General features: G+C 70.2%; 15 protein-coding genes. 7 read left to right on the top strand and 8 right to left on the bottom strand.

From position 1 onward, the window contains the following. Positions 1 to 3: 3 nt before the first annotated feature. The 3 genes from AB0A63_RS31810 to AB0A63_RS31800 all read right to left on the bottom strand — a co-directional run bounded on the left by AB0A63_RS31810 (position 4) and on the right by AB0A63_RS31800 (position 4,419). Complete coding sequence (locus AB0A63_RS31810; protein ID WP_360397705.1) at positions 4 to 435, bottom strand: MarR family winged helix-turn-helix transcriptional regulator; 432 nt, start codon at positions 433 to 435, stop codon at positions 4 to 6. Positions 436 to 1,092: 657 nt separating this feature from the next. Further along, positions 1,093 to 3,255 carry an excinuclease ABC subunit UvrB gene (gene uvrB, locus AB0A63_RS31805; RefSeq protein WP_360397703.1) on the bottom strand — a complete coding sequence of 721 codons (2,163 nt, stop codon included), beginning with the start codon at positions 3,253 to 3,255 and terminating at the stop codon, positions 1,093 to 1,095. A gap of 57 nt (positions 3,256 to 3,312) precedes the next feature. Continuing rightward, entirely contained in the window at positions 3,313 to 4,419 is a 1,107-nt protein-coding gene (locus tag AB0A63_RS31800) for a DUF5685 family protein (RefSeq protein ID WP_360397701.1), read from the bottom strand. Between the two features lie 50 nt (positions 4,420 to 4,469). On the opposite strand from AB0A63_RS31800, the gene AB0A63_RS31795 reads away from it, so the two are divergent. Together AB0A63_RS31795 and AB0A63_RS31790 are read left to right on the top strand one after the other, a co-directional pair. Next, positions 4,470 to 4,979, top strand: a complete 510-nt coding sequence (locus tag AB0A63_RS31795; RefSeq protein WP_360397699.1) for a DUF402 domain-containing protein — start codon at positions 4,470 to 4,472, stop codon at positions 4,977 to 4,979. An 88-nt stretch (positions 4,980 to 5,067) separates the two neighbouring features. After that, positions 5,068 to 5,586: a hypothetical protein gene (locus AB0A63_RS31790; protein WP_360397697.1), complete on the top strand. Its 519-nt coding sequence runs from the start codon at positions 5,068 to 5,070 to the stop codon at positions 5,584 to 5,586. Here the strand turns inward: AB0A63_RS31790 and coaE are convergent. The 3 genes from coaE to rpsA all read right to left on the bottom strand — a co-directional run bounded on the left by coaE (position 5,562) and on the right by rpsA (position 9,468). Further along, positions 5,562 to 6,707 (bottom strand): dephospho-CoA kinase, encoded by a 1,146-nt coding sequence (coaE, locus tag AB0A63_RS31785; protein WP_360397695.1) that lies wholly within the window; start codon positions 6,705 to 6,707, stop codon positions 5,562 to 5,564. The two genes, AB0A63_RS31790 and coaE, sit on opposite strands and share 25 nt — an antisense overlap. A 45-nt stretch (positions 6,708 to 6,752) precedes the next feature. Continuing rightward, a complete protein-coding gene (locus AB0A63_RS31780; RefSeq protein ID WP_360397693.1) occupies positions 6,753 to 7,367 on the bottom strand; it encodes a hypothetical protein in 615 nt (204 codons plus the stop codon). Between the two features lie 610 nt (positions 7,368 to 7,977). After that, on the bottom strand, positions 7,978 to 9,468 hold the full coding sequence (gene rpsA, locus AB0A63_RS31775; protein WP_360397691.1) for a 30S ribosomal protein S1: 1,491 nt from the start codon (positions 9,466 to 9,468) through the stop codon (positions 7,978 to 7,980). Between the two features lie 179 nt (positions 9,469 to 9,647). Here rpsA and AB0A63_RS31770 point away from each other — a divergent pair, with 179 nt between their 5' ends. The 5 genes from AB0A63_RS31770 to AB0A63_RS31750 all read left to right on the top strand — a co-directional run bounded on the left by AB0A63_RS31770 (position 9,648) and on the right by AB0A63_RS31750 (position 14,629). Further along, positions 9,648 to 10,481 (top strand): class I SAM-dependent methyltransferase, encoded by an 834-nt coding sequence (locus AB0A63_RS31770; protein WP_360397689.1) that lies wholly within the window; start codon positions 9,648 to 9,650, stop codon positions 10,479 to 10,481. A gap of 10 nt (positions 10,482 to 10,491) precedes the next feature. Continuing rightward, on the top strand, positions 10,492 to 11,412 hold the full coding sequence (locus AB0A63_RS31765; protein WP_360397687.1) for a GNAT family N-acetyltransferase: 921 nt from the start codon (positions 10,492 to 10,494) through the stop codon (positions 11,410 to 11,412). Positions 11,413 to 11,490: 78 nt separating this feature from the next. Continuing rightward, positions 11,491 to 12,120: an ABC transporter ATP-binding protein gene (locus AB0A63_RS31760; RefSeq protein ID WP_360397685.1), complete on the top strand. Its 630-nt coding sequence runs from the start codon at positions 11,491 to 11,493 to the stop codon at positions 12,118 to 12,120. Further along, positions 12,117 to 14,042, top strand: a complete 1,926-nt coding sequence (locus AB0A63_RS31755) for a YhgE/Pip domain-containing protein (RefSeq protein WP_360397683.1) — start codon at positions 12,117 to 12,119, stop codon at positions 14,040 to 14,042. The genes AB0A63_RS31760 and AB0A63_RS31755 overlap by 4 nt, the downstream gene beginning before the upstream one ends. Then, positions 14,039 to 14,629 carry a TetR/AcrR family transcriptional regulator gene (locus AB0A63_RS31750; RefSeq protein WP_360397681.1) on the top strand — a complete coding sequence of 197 codons (591 nt, stop codon included), beginning with the start codon at positions 14,039 to 14,041 and terminating at the stop codon, positions 14,627 to 14,629. Before AB0A63_RS31755 ends, AB0A63_RS31750 begins: the two co-directional genes overlap by 4 nt. A 6-nt stretch (positions 14,630 to 14,635) precedes the next feature. Here the strand turns inward: AB0A63_RS31750 and AB0A63_RS31745 are convergent, their stop codons facing one another. Together AB0A63_RS31745 and AB0A63_RS31740 are read right to left on the bottom strand one after the other, a co-directional pair. Beyond that, positions 14,636 to 15,148 carry a hypothetical protein gene (locus tag AB0A63_RS31745; protein ID WP_360397679.1) on the bottom strand — a complete coding sequence of 171 codons (513 nt, stop codon included), beginning with the start codon at positions 15,146 to 15,148 and terminating at the stop codon, positions 14,636 to 14,638. Then, positions 15,145 to 15,495 carry a hypothetical protein gene (locus AB0A63_RS31740; RefSeq protein WP_360397677.1) on the bottom strand — a complete coding sequence of 117 codons (351 nt, stop codon included), beginning with the start codon at positions 15,493 to 15,495 and terminating at the stop codon, positions 15,145 to 15,147. The genes AB0A63_RS31745 and AB0A63_RS31740 overlap by 4 nt, the downstream gene beginning before the upstream one ends. Between the last annotated feature and the right edge of the window lie 579 nt (positions 15,496 to 16,074).

Below are 16,074 nucleotides of genomic sequence, written 5' to 3'. Positions count from 1 at the left end.
CGATTATCGCCCGCCGAAGCCCGCGACGAAACGAGTGAGCAGCTCCGCGAACGTCGCCCGCTCGTCCTCGCTCCACTCCGCCATCGCCGCCGCACAGGCCGCCTGCCGCGCCCGGTGCAGCTCGGCACTGGTGGCCCGCCCCCGCGGCGTGCGCACGAGCAGCACTCGCCGCCCGTCCGCCTTGTCGGCAACGCGTGCGACCAGACCGGCGTCCACGGCGCTGGTGACGAGTTTGCTGGCCCGCGGCTGATCGACGTGCAGCGCCGCCGCAACCCCGGAAACCGTGGCCTGCACCCCGCCCCGCTCGGCCGCTTCGATCACGTCGAGCACGTCGAAGGCCGGTACGGCCAGCTCGGCGAGCGCCCTGCGTGACTGGCTGCGCCGCATCGCGATCAGCGCCTGCTCCACCGCGGCGAGGTGGGTGTCGACGTCCACCGGGAGATCATGGCCGCATCACGCTCGAATGGGTGTTGTCAGCCGACATCTCACCCCAGAGGGCGATTTACGCGCCGCAGTTGCCGGCTTCACGGTGAGCGACCGGTCGTCCATTGTGGACTGGGCGGGTGCGGTGGGACCTGCGTTGTGCGCGGTGGAGGTGAGGGCGGGGCGGGCGTTGCGGGACGGCGGTGGCGCCGTTGTGGCGAAACGAGACGATGGGGTTGGCCTTGCGGGCGGGTGGTATAGCGGCTGCTGTCGTCGCGAAACGGCGAGGCGCGCTGCGCCCCAGTGCCGAAGTGATCCAGAGCCAACGCAGCCCGCACGATGCCAACGCGGCTTGGTGCGCAGGGCGGCCCACCGCCTGGACCGCCCTGCGCACCGAGACGGCCCGGAGACGCGGCAGCTCGCATCAGTCGCGGTCAGAAGCCATCGCGGTCGGCGGTGAAGTTCAACCGGCCACATGCCGAAGCGAGGAGCGGGGGCGCTTGCGTTGTGGGCGGCCCGCGCCGCGGGGCTACGTCACACGGGCCGCGTACCGAAGCGAGGAGCGGGCGCCTGCGTAGCAGACGACACCCGCCACGGGGCTATTTCATGCTGGCCGCGTGCCGAAGCGAGGAGCGGGGGCGCTTGCGTTGTGGCGCCCCCGCCGTGGGACTACTTCACGCCGGCTGCGTCCATGCCCCGCAGCTCCTTCTTCAGGTCCTGAACCTCGTCGCGCAGGCGCGCGGCCAGCTCGAACTGCAGGTCGCGGGCCGCGTTCATCATCTGGTCGGTCAGCTGCTGCACGAGGTCAGCGAGCTCGGAGCGGGCCATGCCCGCGCGTTCGTGAGACTGCAGGACGCCGGCGGAGCGGCCGCCCTCGCCGGTGGCGCGCTTGCCGCGGGACTGGTTGCGGCCCGAGCCGCCGACCGGCACCTCGTCGTCGGCTTCGGAGTACACCGTCTCGAGGATGTCGGTGATCTTCTTGCGCAGCGGCTGCGGGTCGATGCCGCGTTCCTCGTTGTAGGCGATCTGCTTGGCGCGGCGGCGGTTCGTCTCGTCGATCGCGTGCCGCATCGAGTCGGTGATCTTGTCCGCGTACATGTGGACCTCGCCGGACACGTTGCGGGCCGCACGGCCGATCGTCTGCACCAGGGAGGTGCCCGAGCGCAGGAAGCCCTCCTTGTCCGCGTCGAGGATCGCGACCAGGGACACCTCGGGCAGGTCGAGGCCCTCGCGCAGCAGGTTGATGCCGATCAGCACGTCGTACTCGCCGAGGCGCAGCTGGCGCAGCAGCTCGACGCGGCGCAGGGTGTCGACCTCGGAGTGCAGGTAGCGGACCCGGATGCCGAGCTCCAGCAGGTAGTCCGTGAGGTCCTCGGCCATCTTCTTGGTCAGCGTGGTGACCAGGACGCGCTCGTCGCGCTCGGCCCGCTCGCGGATCGAGTGGACCAGGTCGTCGATCTGGCCCTCGGTCGGCTTCACGACGACCTCGGGGTCGACCAGGCCGGTCGGGCGGATGACCTGCTCGACGAACTCGCCGCCCGCCTGGCCCATCTCGTACGGGCCCGGGGTCGCCGACAGGTACACGACCTGGCCGATGCGGTCCGCGAACTCCTCCCACGTGAGCGGGCGGTTGTCGAGGGCGGACGGCAGGCGGAAGCCGTGCTCCACGAGGTTGCGCTTGCGGGAGGCGTCGCCCTCGTACATGCCGCCGATCTGCGGGACGGTCACGTGCGACTCGTCGATGACCATCAGGAAGTCGTCGGGGAAGTAGTCGAGCAGCGTGGCGGGGGCGGTGCCGGCGGCGCGGCCGTCGATGTGGCGGGAGTAGTTCTCGATGCCGTTGCAGAAGCCGACCTGGCGCATCATCTCGATGTCGTACTGGGTGCGCATGCGCAGGCGCTGGGCCTCCAGCAGCTTGCCCTGGCGCTCCATCTGCGCGAGCGTCGTCTCCAGCTCCGCCTCGATGTCCCGGATGGCGCGCTCCATGCGCTCGGGGCCCGCGACGTAGTGGGTGGCCGGGAAGATCCGCAGGTCCTCCACCTCGCGGACCACGTCACCGGTCAGCGGGTGCAGGTAGTAGAGCTTGTCGATCTCGTCGCCGAAGAACTCGACGCGCACCGCGAGCTCCTCGTAGGACGGGATGATCTCGACCGTGTCGCCGCGCACGCGGAAGGTGCCGCGGGTGAACGACATGTCGTTGCGCGTGTACTGCACGTCCACCAGGGCGCGCAGGAACTGGTCGCGGTCGACCTCGGCCCCGGTGGCCAGCGGGATCGAGCGGTCGAGGTACGACTGCGGCGTGCCGAGGCCGTAGATGCACGAGACGGACGCGACCACGATGACGTCGCGCCGGGTCAGCAGCGACATGGTGGCGGAGTGCCGCAGCCGCTCGACGTCCTCGTTGATCGAGGAGTCCTTCTCGATGTACGTGTCCGTCTGCGGGATGTACGCCTCTGGCTGGTAGTAGTCGTAGTAGCTGACGAAGTACTCCACCGCGTTCTGCGGGAAGAGCTCCTTCAGCTCGTTCGCCAGCTGCGCCGCCAGCGTCTTGTTCGGCGCCATGACCAGCGTCGGCCGCTGCAACCGCTCGACCAGCCACGCCGTCGTCGCCGACTTGCCGGTACCGGTGGCGCCGAGCAGCACCACGTCCCGCTCGCCCGAGCGCACGCGCCGCTCCAGGTCGGCGATGGCCGCCGGCTGGTCGCCCGCCGGCTGGTACTCGCTGACCACGCGGAACTGCCCGCCGGTGCGGGTGATCTCGCCGACGGGACGGTGCTCGGAGTGCGCCTTGACGGTGCTCTCCTCTTGCGGGAGCTCGGTTGCGAATGCCACGGGAAGCACGTTACGCCGGGGGTCTGACAATTTCAGATTGTGCCTGGTCAGAGCCCTCTAATCGCACGGACAGCAGTTGCAGTCGCAGTCGCAGTTCGGGCCGCAGTCCGGCCCCGGGTCGCACCCGTCGCGCCGCTTGTCGCTCCACGGTCCCGGGAACGGGTCGCGGCAGCAGAACTGGCACGTGCCGCACATGTAGAGGAACGCCCCGCAGCCCTCGAAGCACCCGCGCGGCTGCCGCTGCCAGTTCAGCTTCGGGTACGCCCACAGCCCGCTGCCCGGATCCGACCAGCGCGGCTTGTCCGGCGGGTGCTGGTGGCGCTTCCGCTTGCCGAACACCCGGACGATCGACTCCTCCAGCTCGTGCACCAGCAGCTTGTGCACCAGCCGCCCGTCCACGAACTCGACCTCGGCCAGCGCGAGCCGGATGCCCGCCACCGCGTCCAGGCACAGCCGGTGCGCCTCCTGCACCGACGTCCCAGTGGCCAGCAACGGGTTCCACGAGCCCGAGGCGCGGTCCTCCTCCAGGTCCTCCGCCGCGTCGATCAGGTGCGCGACCCGCCCGAACAGCCGCCCGACCTCGCGCAACGGCTCCGCGTTCGCCGGCCGCCCCGCGATGATCGCCGTCTGCGCCACCGCGAACCCGGTGGCGGTCTCCGTCGGCTCGGTCACGGCCAGCACCGAGCTGCCCAGCCCCGCCGCTGCCTCGACGAGCGTCTGCCGGCGCACCGAGTCGATCATCACCGACGCGTCGAACCCGAGGTCAGCGGCCGTTCCGATGCCCTTGGCCGCCCACCGCTGGGCGACCGCGCGCCCGGCCCAGCCGACCCGGCCGGCCAGCCCGTCACCGTCGTCGACGTGGTCGTGGACCTTCAACGAGGCCAGCACCAGCGACACCGATGCCGCCAGCCGCGCGCCCGCCCCCACGGCCACGTCGGCGGACTTCATGCCGCGCAACGCGCACGGCCCGGCGGACCGGCGCGACAGACCGGTCTGCGCCTCGACCGCGGCTGAGATCATCAGCCCGTCGTAGTTGGTGACGAGACGTGACAGATGACCGTGCTCGTCGCGCAGCGAGAGGCACATCCCGCACAGGTGCGCGAGCCACGCGGACCGCAGCTCAGCGCCCAACCTGTTGCGGCAGGGGCGGATGATCCCGAACATGCGCGCGATCCTAAGTGGCCGCTGACGAATCTGATGGCAGTATCGCTGACGTGGCACACATCCATCCGCCGAAGATCGAGTACTTCGACCTGGACGCCAAGAGCAACACCGATCCCAAGGGGCAGCTGAGGAGCGTCGACGAGTACCGCCTCACCCCGGCCGGGCTCTACATGTTCCGCCCGCTCTCCGGGCATCCGAGGATCAGCCACTTCGAGAGCTGGTTCCTGCCCAAGCTGAACCTGCGGGTCACCCGCCAGTCCTGGCACCGCGGCCACGAGCAGGACTTCGACTTCTACGTCGACGTCGTGGAGATCTCGGCGATCGGCAGCGTGTGGCGCACGACCGACCTCTACCTCGACCTCCTCGTCCGGACGGGCCGCAGCACCACGGTCCTCGACACCGACGAGCTGCTGAGCGCGCTCCAGCACAACTTCATCACCGCGGAACGCGCGCAATGGGCATTGGAAACCACCTATGCGGCGCTGTCCGGAATTTCAGCACACGGTCACGACGTGGTTCGGTGGCTCACCTATTCGGGTTGTCCTACGACCTGGCGTTGATACACAGAGTGTGGTCGTCATCTGACCGTGACGTAACAAATCGATCCGCCGTGTAACTGCGAGCACATATTTGACTACCCTCGGCGTCGTGGGAGCGGTCACTACACCTCAGCTGGTCGACACCGTCGACACCATTTCGGGCGTCCGGAGCTATTCATCCGAGGGCATGCGGCACCTCAGCTCGTGCCACGTGGAGCGCTGGGGTCTGCGGATCGAGCACCCCACACCGGAGGACCCGTTCTCCGACTCCGAGGTGACGTGGCTGCTGCCCGACGTCGGCGTGCGGCTCACCACGTTCCACCCGCGGTCGCGGCACGCGCGCAGCGGCCCGAGCGTGCTGACGGCCGTGCGCGTCGAGCGCGACCACCGCCACTGGCAGACCACGGACCTGCTGCTGGGCCTGGCCGTCCCCGGCGGCACCACGGCCCGCATCGTGCGCAGCGAGGAGTTCGCCGCCGCCGTCGCGGGCCGCGTGCTGCAGCCGGGCGACGCCGACCAGGCGCTGCGCACGGTCCACCGCACCCTCGAAGAGCTCAGCAACGTCAACCACAACCTCACCTCGTGGCTGACGTGGCACGGCATCTACGACGCCTGGCCGCCCCTGTAGGCCTTGATCCGCTCCACCGCGGCGACCATGAACGGCTCCTTCGCGTCACCGTAGGCGAACCCGCTGTCGTGGCCCGCAAACCGTTGTGACAGTTCGAGTTTCACGTTCTCGTACTCCTCGCGGGCCCGCGCGTCGTGCCGCAGCCAGTCGCGGAAGTCGACCGCCCACCGCCAGTTGGCCGCGCCCTCGACCCGCAGGTGCAGGTTCACCCGCCGCCCCGGATCCGCACCCGCGTGCAGCCGCTTGTCCCAGCCGCCGTTCTCACCGCGTGGCGTGTCCTCGTACGGTCCCACGTACGGGAAACCGGCCTGCGCCAGCACTTCCCGCAGCCCGTCGGCGGTCTCCATGTCCTCGACGGCGAGCTGGAAGTCCAGCACGTCCTTCGCCGCGAGCCCGGGAACGCTCGTCGACCCGATGTGCTCGACGTGCCGCCCGCCCGCGGCCAGGGCGATCCGCCGCGCGACCCGCGCGGCCTGCGCCGGCCACGTCTCGTCGTAGGGCACCACGACCGGCTGCCCCGACGCGTACGTCCGCGTCCGCACGTTCTCCTCGAACCGGACGAGCCGGTCCCACAGCCCCGTCACGTCCGGGACCTCGCCGGAGTTGTCGAGCCACACGTCCGCGGCCGCCCGGCGCTGCTCCTCGGTGGCCTGCGCGGCGATCCGGTTCCGCGCGTCGTCCTCGGCCATCCCGCGGCTGGTGACGAGGCGGTGCAGCCGGGTCTGCGCGTCCGCGTGCACGACGATGACCAGGTGGTAGGCGGCAGCCAGATCGCGCTCCACGAGCAACGGGATGTCGTGCACCACGATGCCGTCCGCCGCCGCCATCCGCTCCGCGGTGAGCTGCCCGATGCGGGGGTGCGTGATGCCGTTGAGCGTCTGCCGCGCCTCCTCGGTCGCGAACGCCTTGGCCGCCAGCGCGGCCCGGTTCAGCGTGCCGTCGGCGTTGAGCACGTCGTCACCGAACGCCTGCACGACCTCCGCGAGGCCGTCGGTGCCCGGTTCCAGCACCTCGCGCGCCAGCTTGTCGGCGTCGATGATCGTCGCGCCGCGTTCTTCGAGCAGCCGCGCGACCGTCGACTTGCCCGACCCGATCCCGCCGGTCAATCCCACCCTGAGCATGCCGGTCAGGTTAGCCGGGTCGCGGGGGCGAGCAGGACCGCGACGCTAGACCGGCGGTGTCATCGCCTGCTGCGCCAGCGGCGGCAGGATCTTCGTGAGGTTCTGCGGCGGCACGAAGCCGTTGCGCGAGCGCACCACGAACGTCGACTTGCCCAGCGACCCGATGAGCAGCTGCTCGTCCTTGCCCTCGATGAGCGTGCCCTTCTGCTTGCCGACGTCGACCTCGGTGATCTTCGCCCCGTCCTGCCGCTCCGCCTCGACGCTCTCCGCGACGCGGGTGCGGGCGGTGAGCTCGTCGGTGTAGGTCGACAGGCCGATGATGATCTTCGCGGCCGGCAGCCCCTGCTTGGGCGGGATGCCGTAGTAGCAGTCGATCTTGCCGGTGCGGCCGATGCCCGGCTCCTTGACGCCGATGATGATCTGCGGCTCCCCCGGCAGCTCCTGGCCGAGGATCGCGTTCATCGTGTCCACGTCGACCACGAGGTCGCAGTCGTCGGGCAGCGCGGGCCGGTCGACCATCGCCAGTGCCTTCGACTGCGTGGTCGGCGGGGTGATCTTCGGGATCTGCGGCGGCGGCGCCGAGGACTGCGGGGCCGCGGACGAGCAGGCGGCGGTGAGCGCCGCCGCGCCGAGTGCCATGAAGAAACGTATCCCACGCATAGGTTTCTCAACCTACACAACGGACTCAGCCCTTCACCACAGAGTGAACGAGTGGCGCCCCGCCCGTCTTTGTGGCATCTGCGAGTACTACCAACTCGCCCTCGCCCCGCCTCCAACTGCACCCAACCGGTCCGTCCCCCTGAGGCCACGCCGCACAGCAGAACCGGCAACGGAACGCCGCCGTCGTTCAACGCGAGCCGCCCGGCGGTCTCCAGCATCGACTCGGCACGACCATCCGCTTCCGCCAGCCGCAGCTTCGCAACGCCATCGCCACGACCGCCTGGGCGCGATGCCAACGATTCCGCGATCTCCTCCCTGGTCACGAGCTCGCGGCGGATCGCGTCGTCCGCCGCCCACACAGCGTCCAAACCGTCGTGCTCGATGACCTCGTCGATCCACTCGTCCACGGAGTTCAGCCTGTACAGGTGAGCCGTGTCGCGGAGGCGCCCGCGCCCATCTGTGGACAAGTCGAGCAGTTGGTTGCAGTCAGGTGCCTGTTGATCTTGAGTTGGCAGTACTTGCAGATGCCGGCGGCAACAACGGCGAAGGCCCCCGCACCGTGAGGTGCGGGGGCCTTCGTCAGTCAGCTACCCGAAGGTGCCGGGGTGGCTCACATGCCGCCCGACAGCTTCTCGCGGAGCGCCGCGAGCTGCTCGTCGGAGGCCAGCGTGCCGCCGGACTGGGCCGGCGCGCCGACGGAGGTGGACGGGGCGTCGCCACCGGAGGTGTAGTTGCCCGCACCCTCGGCCGAAGCCTCTTCCTCGGCCTCGGCGGCCTTGCGGATCTGCTTCATGTGGGCCTCGTAACGAGTGTGCGCCTCGGCGTACTGGCGCTCCCACTCCTCACGCTGCTTGTCGAAGCCGTCCTGCCACTCCTGGGTCTCCGGGTCGAAGCCCTCGGGGTAGATGTAGTTGCCCTGGTCGTCGTACTCGGCGGCCATGCCGTACTGGGTCGGGTCGAACTCGGTGTCGACCGTGAAGCCCTCGTTGGCCTGCTTGAGCGACAGCGAGATGCGGCGGCGGTCCAGGTCGATGTCGATGACCTTGACCATGACGTCGTCGCCGACCTGCACGACCTGCTCCGGGATCTCGACGTGGCGCTCGGCCAGCTCGGAGATGTGGACCAGGCCCTCGATGCCCTCGTCCACGCGGACGAACGCACCGAACGGAACCAGCTTCGTGACCTTGCCCGGCACGATCTGGCCGATCGCGTGGGTGCGGGCGAACTGGCGCCACGGGTCTTCCTGGGTCGCCTTCAGCGACAGGGAGACGCGCTCGCGCTCCATGTCGACGTCGAGGACCTCGACCGTGACCTCCTGGCCGACCTCGACGACCTCGGACGGGTGGTCGATGTGCTTCCAGGACAGCTCCGAGACGTGGACGAGACCGTCGACGCCACCCAGGTCCACGAAGGCACCGAAGTTGACGATCGAGGACACGACGCCCTTGCGGACCTGGCCCTTCTGCAGCTGGTTGAGGAACTCGCTGCGGACCTCGGACTGGGTCTGCTCCAGCCACGCGCGGCGGGACAGGACCACGTTGTTGCGGTTCTTGTCCAGCTCGATGATCTTCGCTTCGAGCTCGCGGCCGACGTACGGCTGCAGGTCGCGGACGCGACGCATCTCGACGAGGGAGGCGGGGAGGAAGCCGCGGAGACCGATGTCGAGGATGAGACCACCCTTGACGACCTCGATGACGGTGCCCTTGACGGGCTCGTCCTTCTCCTTGAGGGCCTCGATGGTGCCCCACGCGCGCTCGTACTGGGCGCGCTTCTTGGAGAGGATCAGACGGCCTTCCTTGTCCTCCTTCTGGAGAACAAGCGCCTCGACCTCGTCACCGACCTTGACGACCTCGTTGGGGTCGACGTCGTGCTTGATCGACAGTTCGCGCGAGGGGATGACACCCTCGGTCTTGTAGCCGATGTCGAGCAGGACCTCGTCCCGGTCGACCTTGACGATCGTGCCTTCAACGATGTCGCCATCGTTGAAGTACTTGATCGTCGCGTCGATAGCTGCGAGGAAGTCCTCCTCCGTCCCGATGTCGTTGATCGCGACCTGCTTGGGCGCAGCGGCAACGGGGGCGGTGGTGGTGTCGGTGGACATTAGGTAGGTGGCTCCGGTACGGATTGGCATTAATGAGTGGTAGTGGTGCGCGCGCAGCATCGCAGCGACCTGGAATCCCCGACCGTCTGGATCATGGGCAGCACTAACCCACTACGCACGCGATATCGTACGCGGCTGCCAGACGCGCAAGCAAACCAGCCCCCACGTGAAGGAGCAGTGTGTCCAACCAGCACACGAGCGCGGAGCACGCGCTCGGCACGGCCGGCATCGTCAAGCGCGGGGCGGACGCCGCCGAGTCGCGCGTGGCGAACCGCATCTGGTGGGACGCCGACGCGGACTCCTACCACGACGCGCACGGCGACTTCCTGGGCGCGGCCGACTTCGTCTGGTGCCCGGAGGGCCTGCGCGAGGAGGACGCCGGTTTCCTGGGTGAAGTCGCAGGTCAACGCATCCTGGAGGTCGGCAGCGGCAGTGCCCCGTGCGCCCGTTGGCTGAAGGTGCGGGGTGCCGACGTGACCGCGCTCGACATCTCGGAGGGCATGCTCCGCCACGCGCGTGAGCACAACGCCGAGACCGGTGTCGACGTGCCTCTGGTGCAGGCCAGCGCGGACCAGCTGCCGTTCCGGTCCGGCACCTTCGACGCGGCCTGCTCGGCGTTCGGCGCGGTGCCGTTCGTGGCCGACGTCGAGCAGGTCTTCAGCGAGGTCGCCCGCGTCCTCAAGCCCGGCGCGAGGTGGGTGTTCGCGGTGAACCACCCGATGAGGTGGATCTTCCCCGACGACCCCGGCCCGATGGGACTCACCGTCACCCAGTCGTACTTCGACCGCACCCCGTACGTGGAGGTGGACGCCGAGGGCCGGGCCACCTACGTCGAGCACCACCGCACGCTCGGCGACTACGTCCGCGCGCTCACGGCGACCGGCTTCGCGCTGGAGGACCTGGTCGAACCGGAGTGGCCGAAGGGGCACACCCGCAACTGGGGGCAGTGGAGCCCGCTGCGGGGCAGGCTCTTCCCCGGCACCGCGATCTTCCGGACCCGGCTCACGTCGTAGTCTCCGGTCCATGAGCTCGGCACGCGGACTCGTGGCGGCCCAGTCAGCCCGCTTCGCCGCACTGGACCCGCTGCTGCCCCCTGCCGCCGAGCTCCCCCGCGACGGCCACGTCCTCACCGCCGCGCTGCCCGACGGCACCCGCGTGGCCGGCGTGGTCTGCCACGACTCGTTCGAGCCGCACTCCACGACCCGGCTGTGGTCGGCGGCCGAGGTCTGGGAGCTGGTGCCGCTCGTCGGCACCGCGCAGGGGATGGACGCGCTGCTCACCCGGTTCCGCCGGTACCTCGACGAGGTCGACATCGGCGAGGACACGGCGTGCGTGGTGCACTGGCCGAGCCGGGACACGGTCGCGGCGCGCGCGTTCCTCGACCACGGCATGGTGCCGCTGTCCGTCCTCGGCGTCCGGCTGCGCACCCCGCACCCGCACTTCCCGCGCACGGTCGCGATCCGCCGCGCCACCCCGGGCGACCTCGACGGCGTCGTGGAGCTGTCGCTCGCGGAGCTGCGGTACTCGTCGCTGGTGGGCTCCACGATCGTGCGACCGGAGGCACCGGCCCTCAAGCGCCGCGCACTCGCCGAACGCCTGAACAACGCGAGCCCGATCTGGCTCGCCGAACGCGACGGCGTCGCGGTGGCGCTCGCCGAGTGCGCGGTCGTGGCGTCCGAACCGGGCACGGCCGCGGCCCAGCGCCTGCCCCGCGGCCGCTGGGGCTACGTGAACTGCGTTTCGGTGCTGCCCGGCGCCCGCGGAACGGGCATCGGCCAGCAGCTCGTCGCCCACGTCCACCAGGAGCTGCACCGCCTGGGCACGGTCGGCACCTACCTCTACTACAACCCGCCGAACCCGCTGAGCAGCGTCTTCTGGCCGCGTCAGGGCTACCGGCCGCTGTGGACCGTCTGGGAAGTACGCCCCGCGTCCGCCCTCAGGTGACCTATGTCCGAGTTGCCACGCGCACCGGTCTGCGCGAGAATTTGCACTGACCGGTCAGTTTAAACGGAAGGTAAAGCCGTGGAGATCCACGCCCAGCGCGCCGGCGTCACCGGGGCCCATGGTCCCCTGCTCCGGCCGACCTCGCTGACCGTGCGGCCGGGCGAGCTGACCCTCGTCGCCGGCGACCCCGGCACCGGCCACACGGCGCTGGGCCTGCTGCTGTCCGGTCGCATGAAGCCCTCCACCGGCACGGTGTCGCCCGAGCTGAAGACGCTGCGCAAGCACGTCGTCCTGGTCGACGCCCCCGAGGTGAACGAGCCGGAGGAGGCGCTGACGCTGGCCGCCGTCGTCGGCGAGGAGCTCGCGATGAACGGCATGGCCTCCGGGAAGAAGGCGGTGCACGACTGGCTCGTCGAGCACGCGGCCGACGAGCACGCGGCCAGCCGCTTCGAGCACGTGCCGCCGCGGACGCGCTGCGCGGTGCTGCTCGACCTGGCCGCCGCCCGCCCCGGCGTGACGGCGCTGGTCCTCGACTGCCCCGACCGCTACCACCCCGACCCGCGCGAGTGGTTCGCACTGGCCCACGACCACGTGACCCCCGAGCGGTCCGTCGTCGTCCTGTGCTCGAACTCCTCCGCCCAGATCCTCGACCTCCCGCACGCGCGCCTTGGTGAGGACAACGACACCAAGATGGAGACCTCCGCATGAGCGCCCTTCGCATGGCCTTCAACGAGCTGCGCCGGATCACCTCCGGCACGCTCCCCCGGCTCGCCGTCCTCGCACTGGCACTGGTGCCGCTGCTGTACGCGTCGCTCTACCTGTACGCCAACAAGGACCCGTACTCGAACCTGAACAACGTCCCGGCCGCGCTCGTCGTGCAGGACCGCGGGACGAAGGACCTCAACGCCGGCAAGGACGTCGCCGACGAGCTGCTCAACGGCAGGAAGTTCAAGTGGCAGGTCGTCGGCAGCGGCGAGGAGGCCGACGAGGGCGTGCGCAAGGGCAAGTACATCTTCGCGCTCACGCTGCCTGAGGACTTCTCCGAGGCGCTCACCTCGCCCGCGGACATGAAGCCGCGCCAGGGCGTGCTGACGCTCACGACCAACGACGCCAACAACTACCTCGGCAGCACGATCGCGACCCAGGTCGTCACCGAGGTGCGCCGCGCCGTCACCGAGAAGGTCTCCACCGAGGCCGCCGACCGGCTGCTGCTGGGCTTCTCCACGATCCGCCAGGAGACCACGAAGGCGGCGGACGGCGCGGCGAAGCTCGCCGACGGCAGCGCCACCCTGCGCGACAAGCTCACCGAGCTCGACGGCGGTGTGCAGCAGCTGTCCACCGGCTCGGTGACCGCCGCGGCCGGCGCCGTCCAGCTGCGCGACGGCCTGCACGAGCTCCGGTCGCAGACCCAGGCCCTGCCCGCGGGCGCGCAGAAGATCGCCGACGGCGCGCGCCAGGTCGCGGACGGCAACGAGACCGCCGCGACCGAGGCCGAGGCGTACGCGCGGCTGGCCCAGTCCCTCGTCGGCGCGCTCGACCAGGCCAACGGCGACGTCGCGACCCGGTTGCGCGCACTCGGGTTCACCGAGGAGCAGGTGCAGCGGGTCATGACCGCCCTCACCCAGGCCCGCCAGCCCCTCGACAACGCCAACGGCAAGGTCCAGGGCGCCGCGGGCAACCTGCGCAAGCTCGCGACCGGCGCGGACCAGGTCGCCGACGGCGCCGCCCAGCTCTCGTCGAAGATGCCGGGGCTCGTCAGCGGTGTCGGCCGGCTCGACGACGGCGCCACCAAGCTCGCCGACGGCAACGCCCAGCTCCGCGACGGCCTGCAGAAGGCGGCCACCGGCACCCCGCAGCTCAGGGACGGCGCCGCGCAGCTCGCGGACGGTTCCGCCCAGCTGCGCGACGGCCTGACCGGCGGCGTGGGCAAGATCCCCGACACCGACGACCCCACGCGCGAGGCGATCGCGAAGGCCATCGGCGACCCGGTGGCGGTGAAGGGCCTGTCCCAGACGAAGGCGGCCACCTACGGCGCCGGTCTGGCCCCGTTCTTCCTCGGCCTTGCGACGTGGATCGGCGCGTTCGTGCTCTTCCTGCTGCTGCGCCCGCTGTCACGCCGTGCGCTGGCCGCCGGCCAGTCGGCGTTGCGGGTCGCGTTGGGCGGATGGTTGCCCGGTGCGTTGCTCGGTGTCGTGCAGGTGCTCGTGATGTTCTCGGTCGTGCGGTTCGTGGTCGACATCGAGCCGTCGAACCCCTTCGGCACGTTCGCGTTCCTCGTGCTGATGTCACTCACGTTCGTCGCGATCCTGCACGCCCTCAACGCCGCGTTCGGCGCCGTGGGCAAGTTCCTCGGCCTGATCCTGCTGATCCTGCAGCTGGTCAGCGCGGGCGGCACGTTCCCGTGGCAGACGATCCCGGTGCCGCTCTACCCGCTGCACTACGGCTTGCCGATGGGCTACGCGGTCGACGGCCTGCGGCACCTGATGTACGGCGGTGACCTGGGCAGCGTCGGACAGGACGCGCTGATCCTTCTCGCCTGGCTGGTCGGGGCCCTAGCCTTGTCGTCCGTGGCGGCCTACAAGCAGCGGGTGTGGACACCCTCGAAGCTGAAGCCGGAGCTCGTGCTGTGAGCGCGCGGACGACGGCGACGAAGCAGAAGCTCTTCGACGCGGCGTTGAAGCTGGTCGGCGAACGGGGTGCGGCCTCGGTGACGGTCGACGAGATCGCCGCCGAGGCGGGTGTCGCCAAGGGCACGATCTACTACAACTTCGCCTCGAAGGACGCGCTGGTCGAGGCGCTGCTGCACCACGGGGTGGAGATCCTCGCCGGCCGGCTGCGGTCGGCGGAGGCGGCCGGGTCGTCCGAGGACTCGCTGGAGGCGCTGGTCGACCAGATGCTCGGCTTCTGGGCCGAGTACCCGGCGTTCGGCCAGCTGCTGGTGTCGGAGCTGTGGCGGACGCCGGGCCAGTGGCACGGGACGTTGTCGTTGCTGCGCGACGACATCGTGTCGATCGTGCGCGGTCAGATGAAGCGCCTGGCCGACGCGGGCCGTCTGCCGGAGGGCGTGGAGGTCGGCACCGCGTCGGCGGCGTTGTTCGGCACGCTGCTCGTGATCGCCCTGGACTGGCAGGTGTTCCAGCCGGAGCGGTCGCGGGCGGAGGTGCGGGAGTCGGTCATGCTCCTGGTGCGGGGGCTGGGACAGGCCCGCCGTTCCTGACCGCGCTCAGGAACCGGCCTGGTGCAGCGAGGGCGGCTTGCCCTCCAGCGCCCGCACGACGGCGTCCAGCACGGCCTGGCCGACGTGCCGGGCGGCGTCGTGCGCGAAGCGGCCGAGCAGGACCTGCTGGGTGGGGTGCGCGCTCAGCACGGCGTCGGGCACCGGTGCGGACGTGTGCACCTCCACGACCGGCGCGTGCTCGGCCAACAGCGGTGCGACGGCGGTGAGCACGGCGGTCCGGTAGCTCGCGTGCACCCACGCCACCAGCAGGTTCACCGGGCGGCCGGCCAGCTCGTACCCGACCTCGGAGGCCAGCTCCGCCGGTTTGGCCCAGTCCGCCTTGACCCACGTCGGCCGGTGCCCGCGCGACACCGACGCCCGCGCGGCGCGGCCGGGACCGTCGTCGGCGGCCAGCGGCCGGGTGCGGCACGGCAGCACCACCTGCCACCCGCGTGCCACCAGCCGTCCCGCGCAGCCGGCCAGCATCCCGCTGCCGCCGAGCACCAGTGCCGTCCTCACCGCGCACGCTCCTCACCGACGGCGGCCAGCGGCCCGGTCAGCCACCGCTCCACCTGCCCCTGCCCGCTCAACCGCACCACGACGACCTGGCCCACCAGCGCCCGCACCCTGGCCCGGTTGCGCCCGTAGGACTTCCAGCCCCACCGCAGGATGTGCTCGGGGTCCGTGAACACCGACCACAGCGACGACTCCTGGTTACCGTTCCACAACTCCACCCGCCCCGCCCGCCGCCGGACCGTCCGGCGCACGAGCCGGGTCATCACCGTCGCGAACGGGTGGTCGAGCCAGATGACCGTGTCGGCGCGCGCGGCCAGCTCGCGGCGCACCTCCTTGTACTGGTATTCCAACACGCAAACCCGGGACAGATCCCGTGTTCATCTGAACACAGGAAGTCATGATCGGGAGGCTAGCAGTAACAGGGCGTCACCCCATAACACGGGATACGTCACGTGTTTCGCGTACAGCGTGACGCGGGCATCGGCAAAACCAGCTTCGTTACGCCCGACACCTACCTGGCCGCAGATGCAGGTTCAGCCGGGTTTCTGCGGCATCCGTACTGGGACTGTCAGATGAAGCTCGCTACCTAGGAGCAGTGGCGCAAGGACCGGTCCGGTGACCATCGTGTGCGCTTGTTCGACGCGATGACGCCGCGTAGCAGTACGAGGTCTTCGGCGCTGGGAACGTGAGTCGATGAACGTGTGCTGGTGTAGATCATCCGTTTCAGGTGGCGGGGCGCTGCACTCTGCTTCAGGTGGGTTCGGGTGGCAAGCCCCAAGTGCGGGGACTTGCCACCCGAACCCACCTGAAGCGTGACGAGTGCGCTCCGCCGCCTGAAACGGACGCGTCTGCATACTGTCGCCTGGCGCGACATGTTGTTGGCCGTTTCGTCCTCAGCTGCGGCTGAATACATTGGATAGTGGTTGCCC

Source organism: Lentzea sp. NPDC042327 (assembly GCF_040647275.1).
GTDB lineage: Bacteria > Actinomycetota > Actinomycetes > Mycobacteriales > Pseudonocardiaceae > Lentzea.
This window is presented reverse-complemented; position numbering and strand designations above follow the sequence as displayed.

What these genes read in the sequence shown, in the direction of transcription:
- AB0A63_RS31800 (WP_360397701.1), bottom strand. Translation starts at nt 4,419, where the DNA reads ATGTTCGGGATCATCCGCCCCTGCCGCAACAGGTTGGGCGCTGAGCTG.
- AB0A63_RS31755 (WP_360397683.1), top strand. Translation starts at nt 12,117, where the DNA reads ATGAGCGCCCTTCGCATGGCCTTCAACGAGCTGCGCCGGATCACCTCC.
- AB0A63_RS31780 (WP_360397693.1), bottom strand. Translation starts at nt 7,367, where the DNA reads ATGCGTGGGATACGTTTCTTCATGGCACTCGGCGCGGCGGCGCTCACC.
- AB0A63_RS31765 (WP_360397687.1), top strand. Translation starts at nt 10,492, where the DNA reads ATGAGCTCGGCACGCGGACTCGTGGCGGCCCAGTCAGCCCGCTTCGCC.
- coaE (WP_360397695.1), bottom strand. Translation starts at nt 6,707, where the DNA reads ATGCTCAGGGTGGGATTGACCGGCGGGATCGGGTCGGGCAAGTCGACG.
- rpsA (WP_360397691.1), bottom strand. Translation starts at nt 9,468, where the DNA reads ATGTCCACCGACACCACCACCGCCCCCGTTGCCGCTGCGCCCAAGCAG.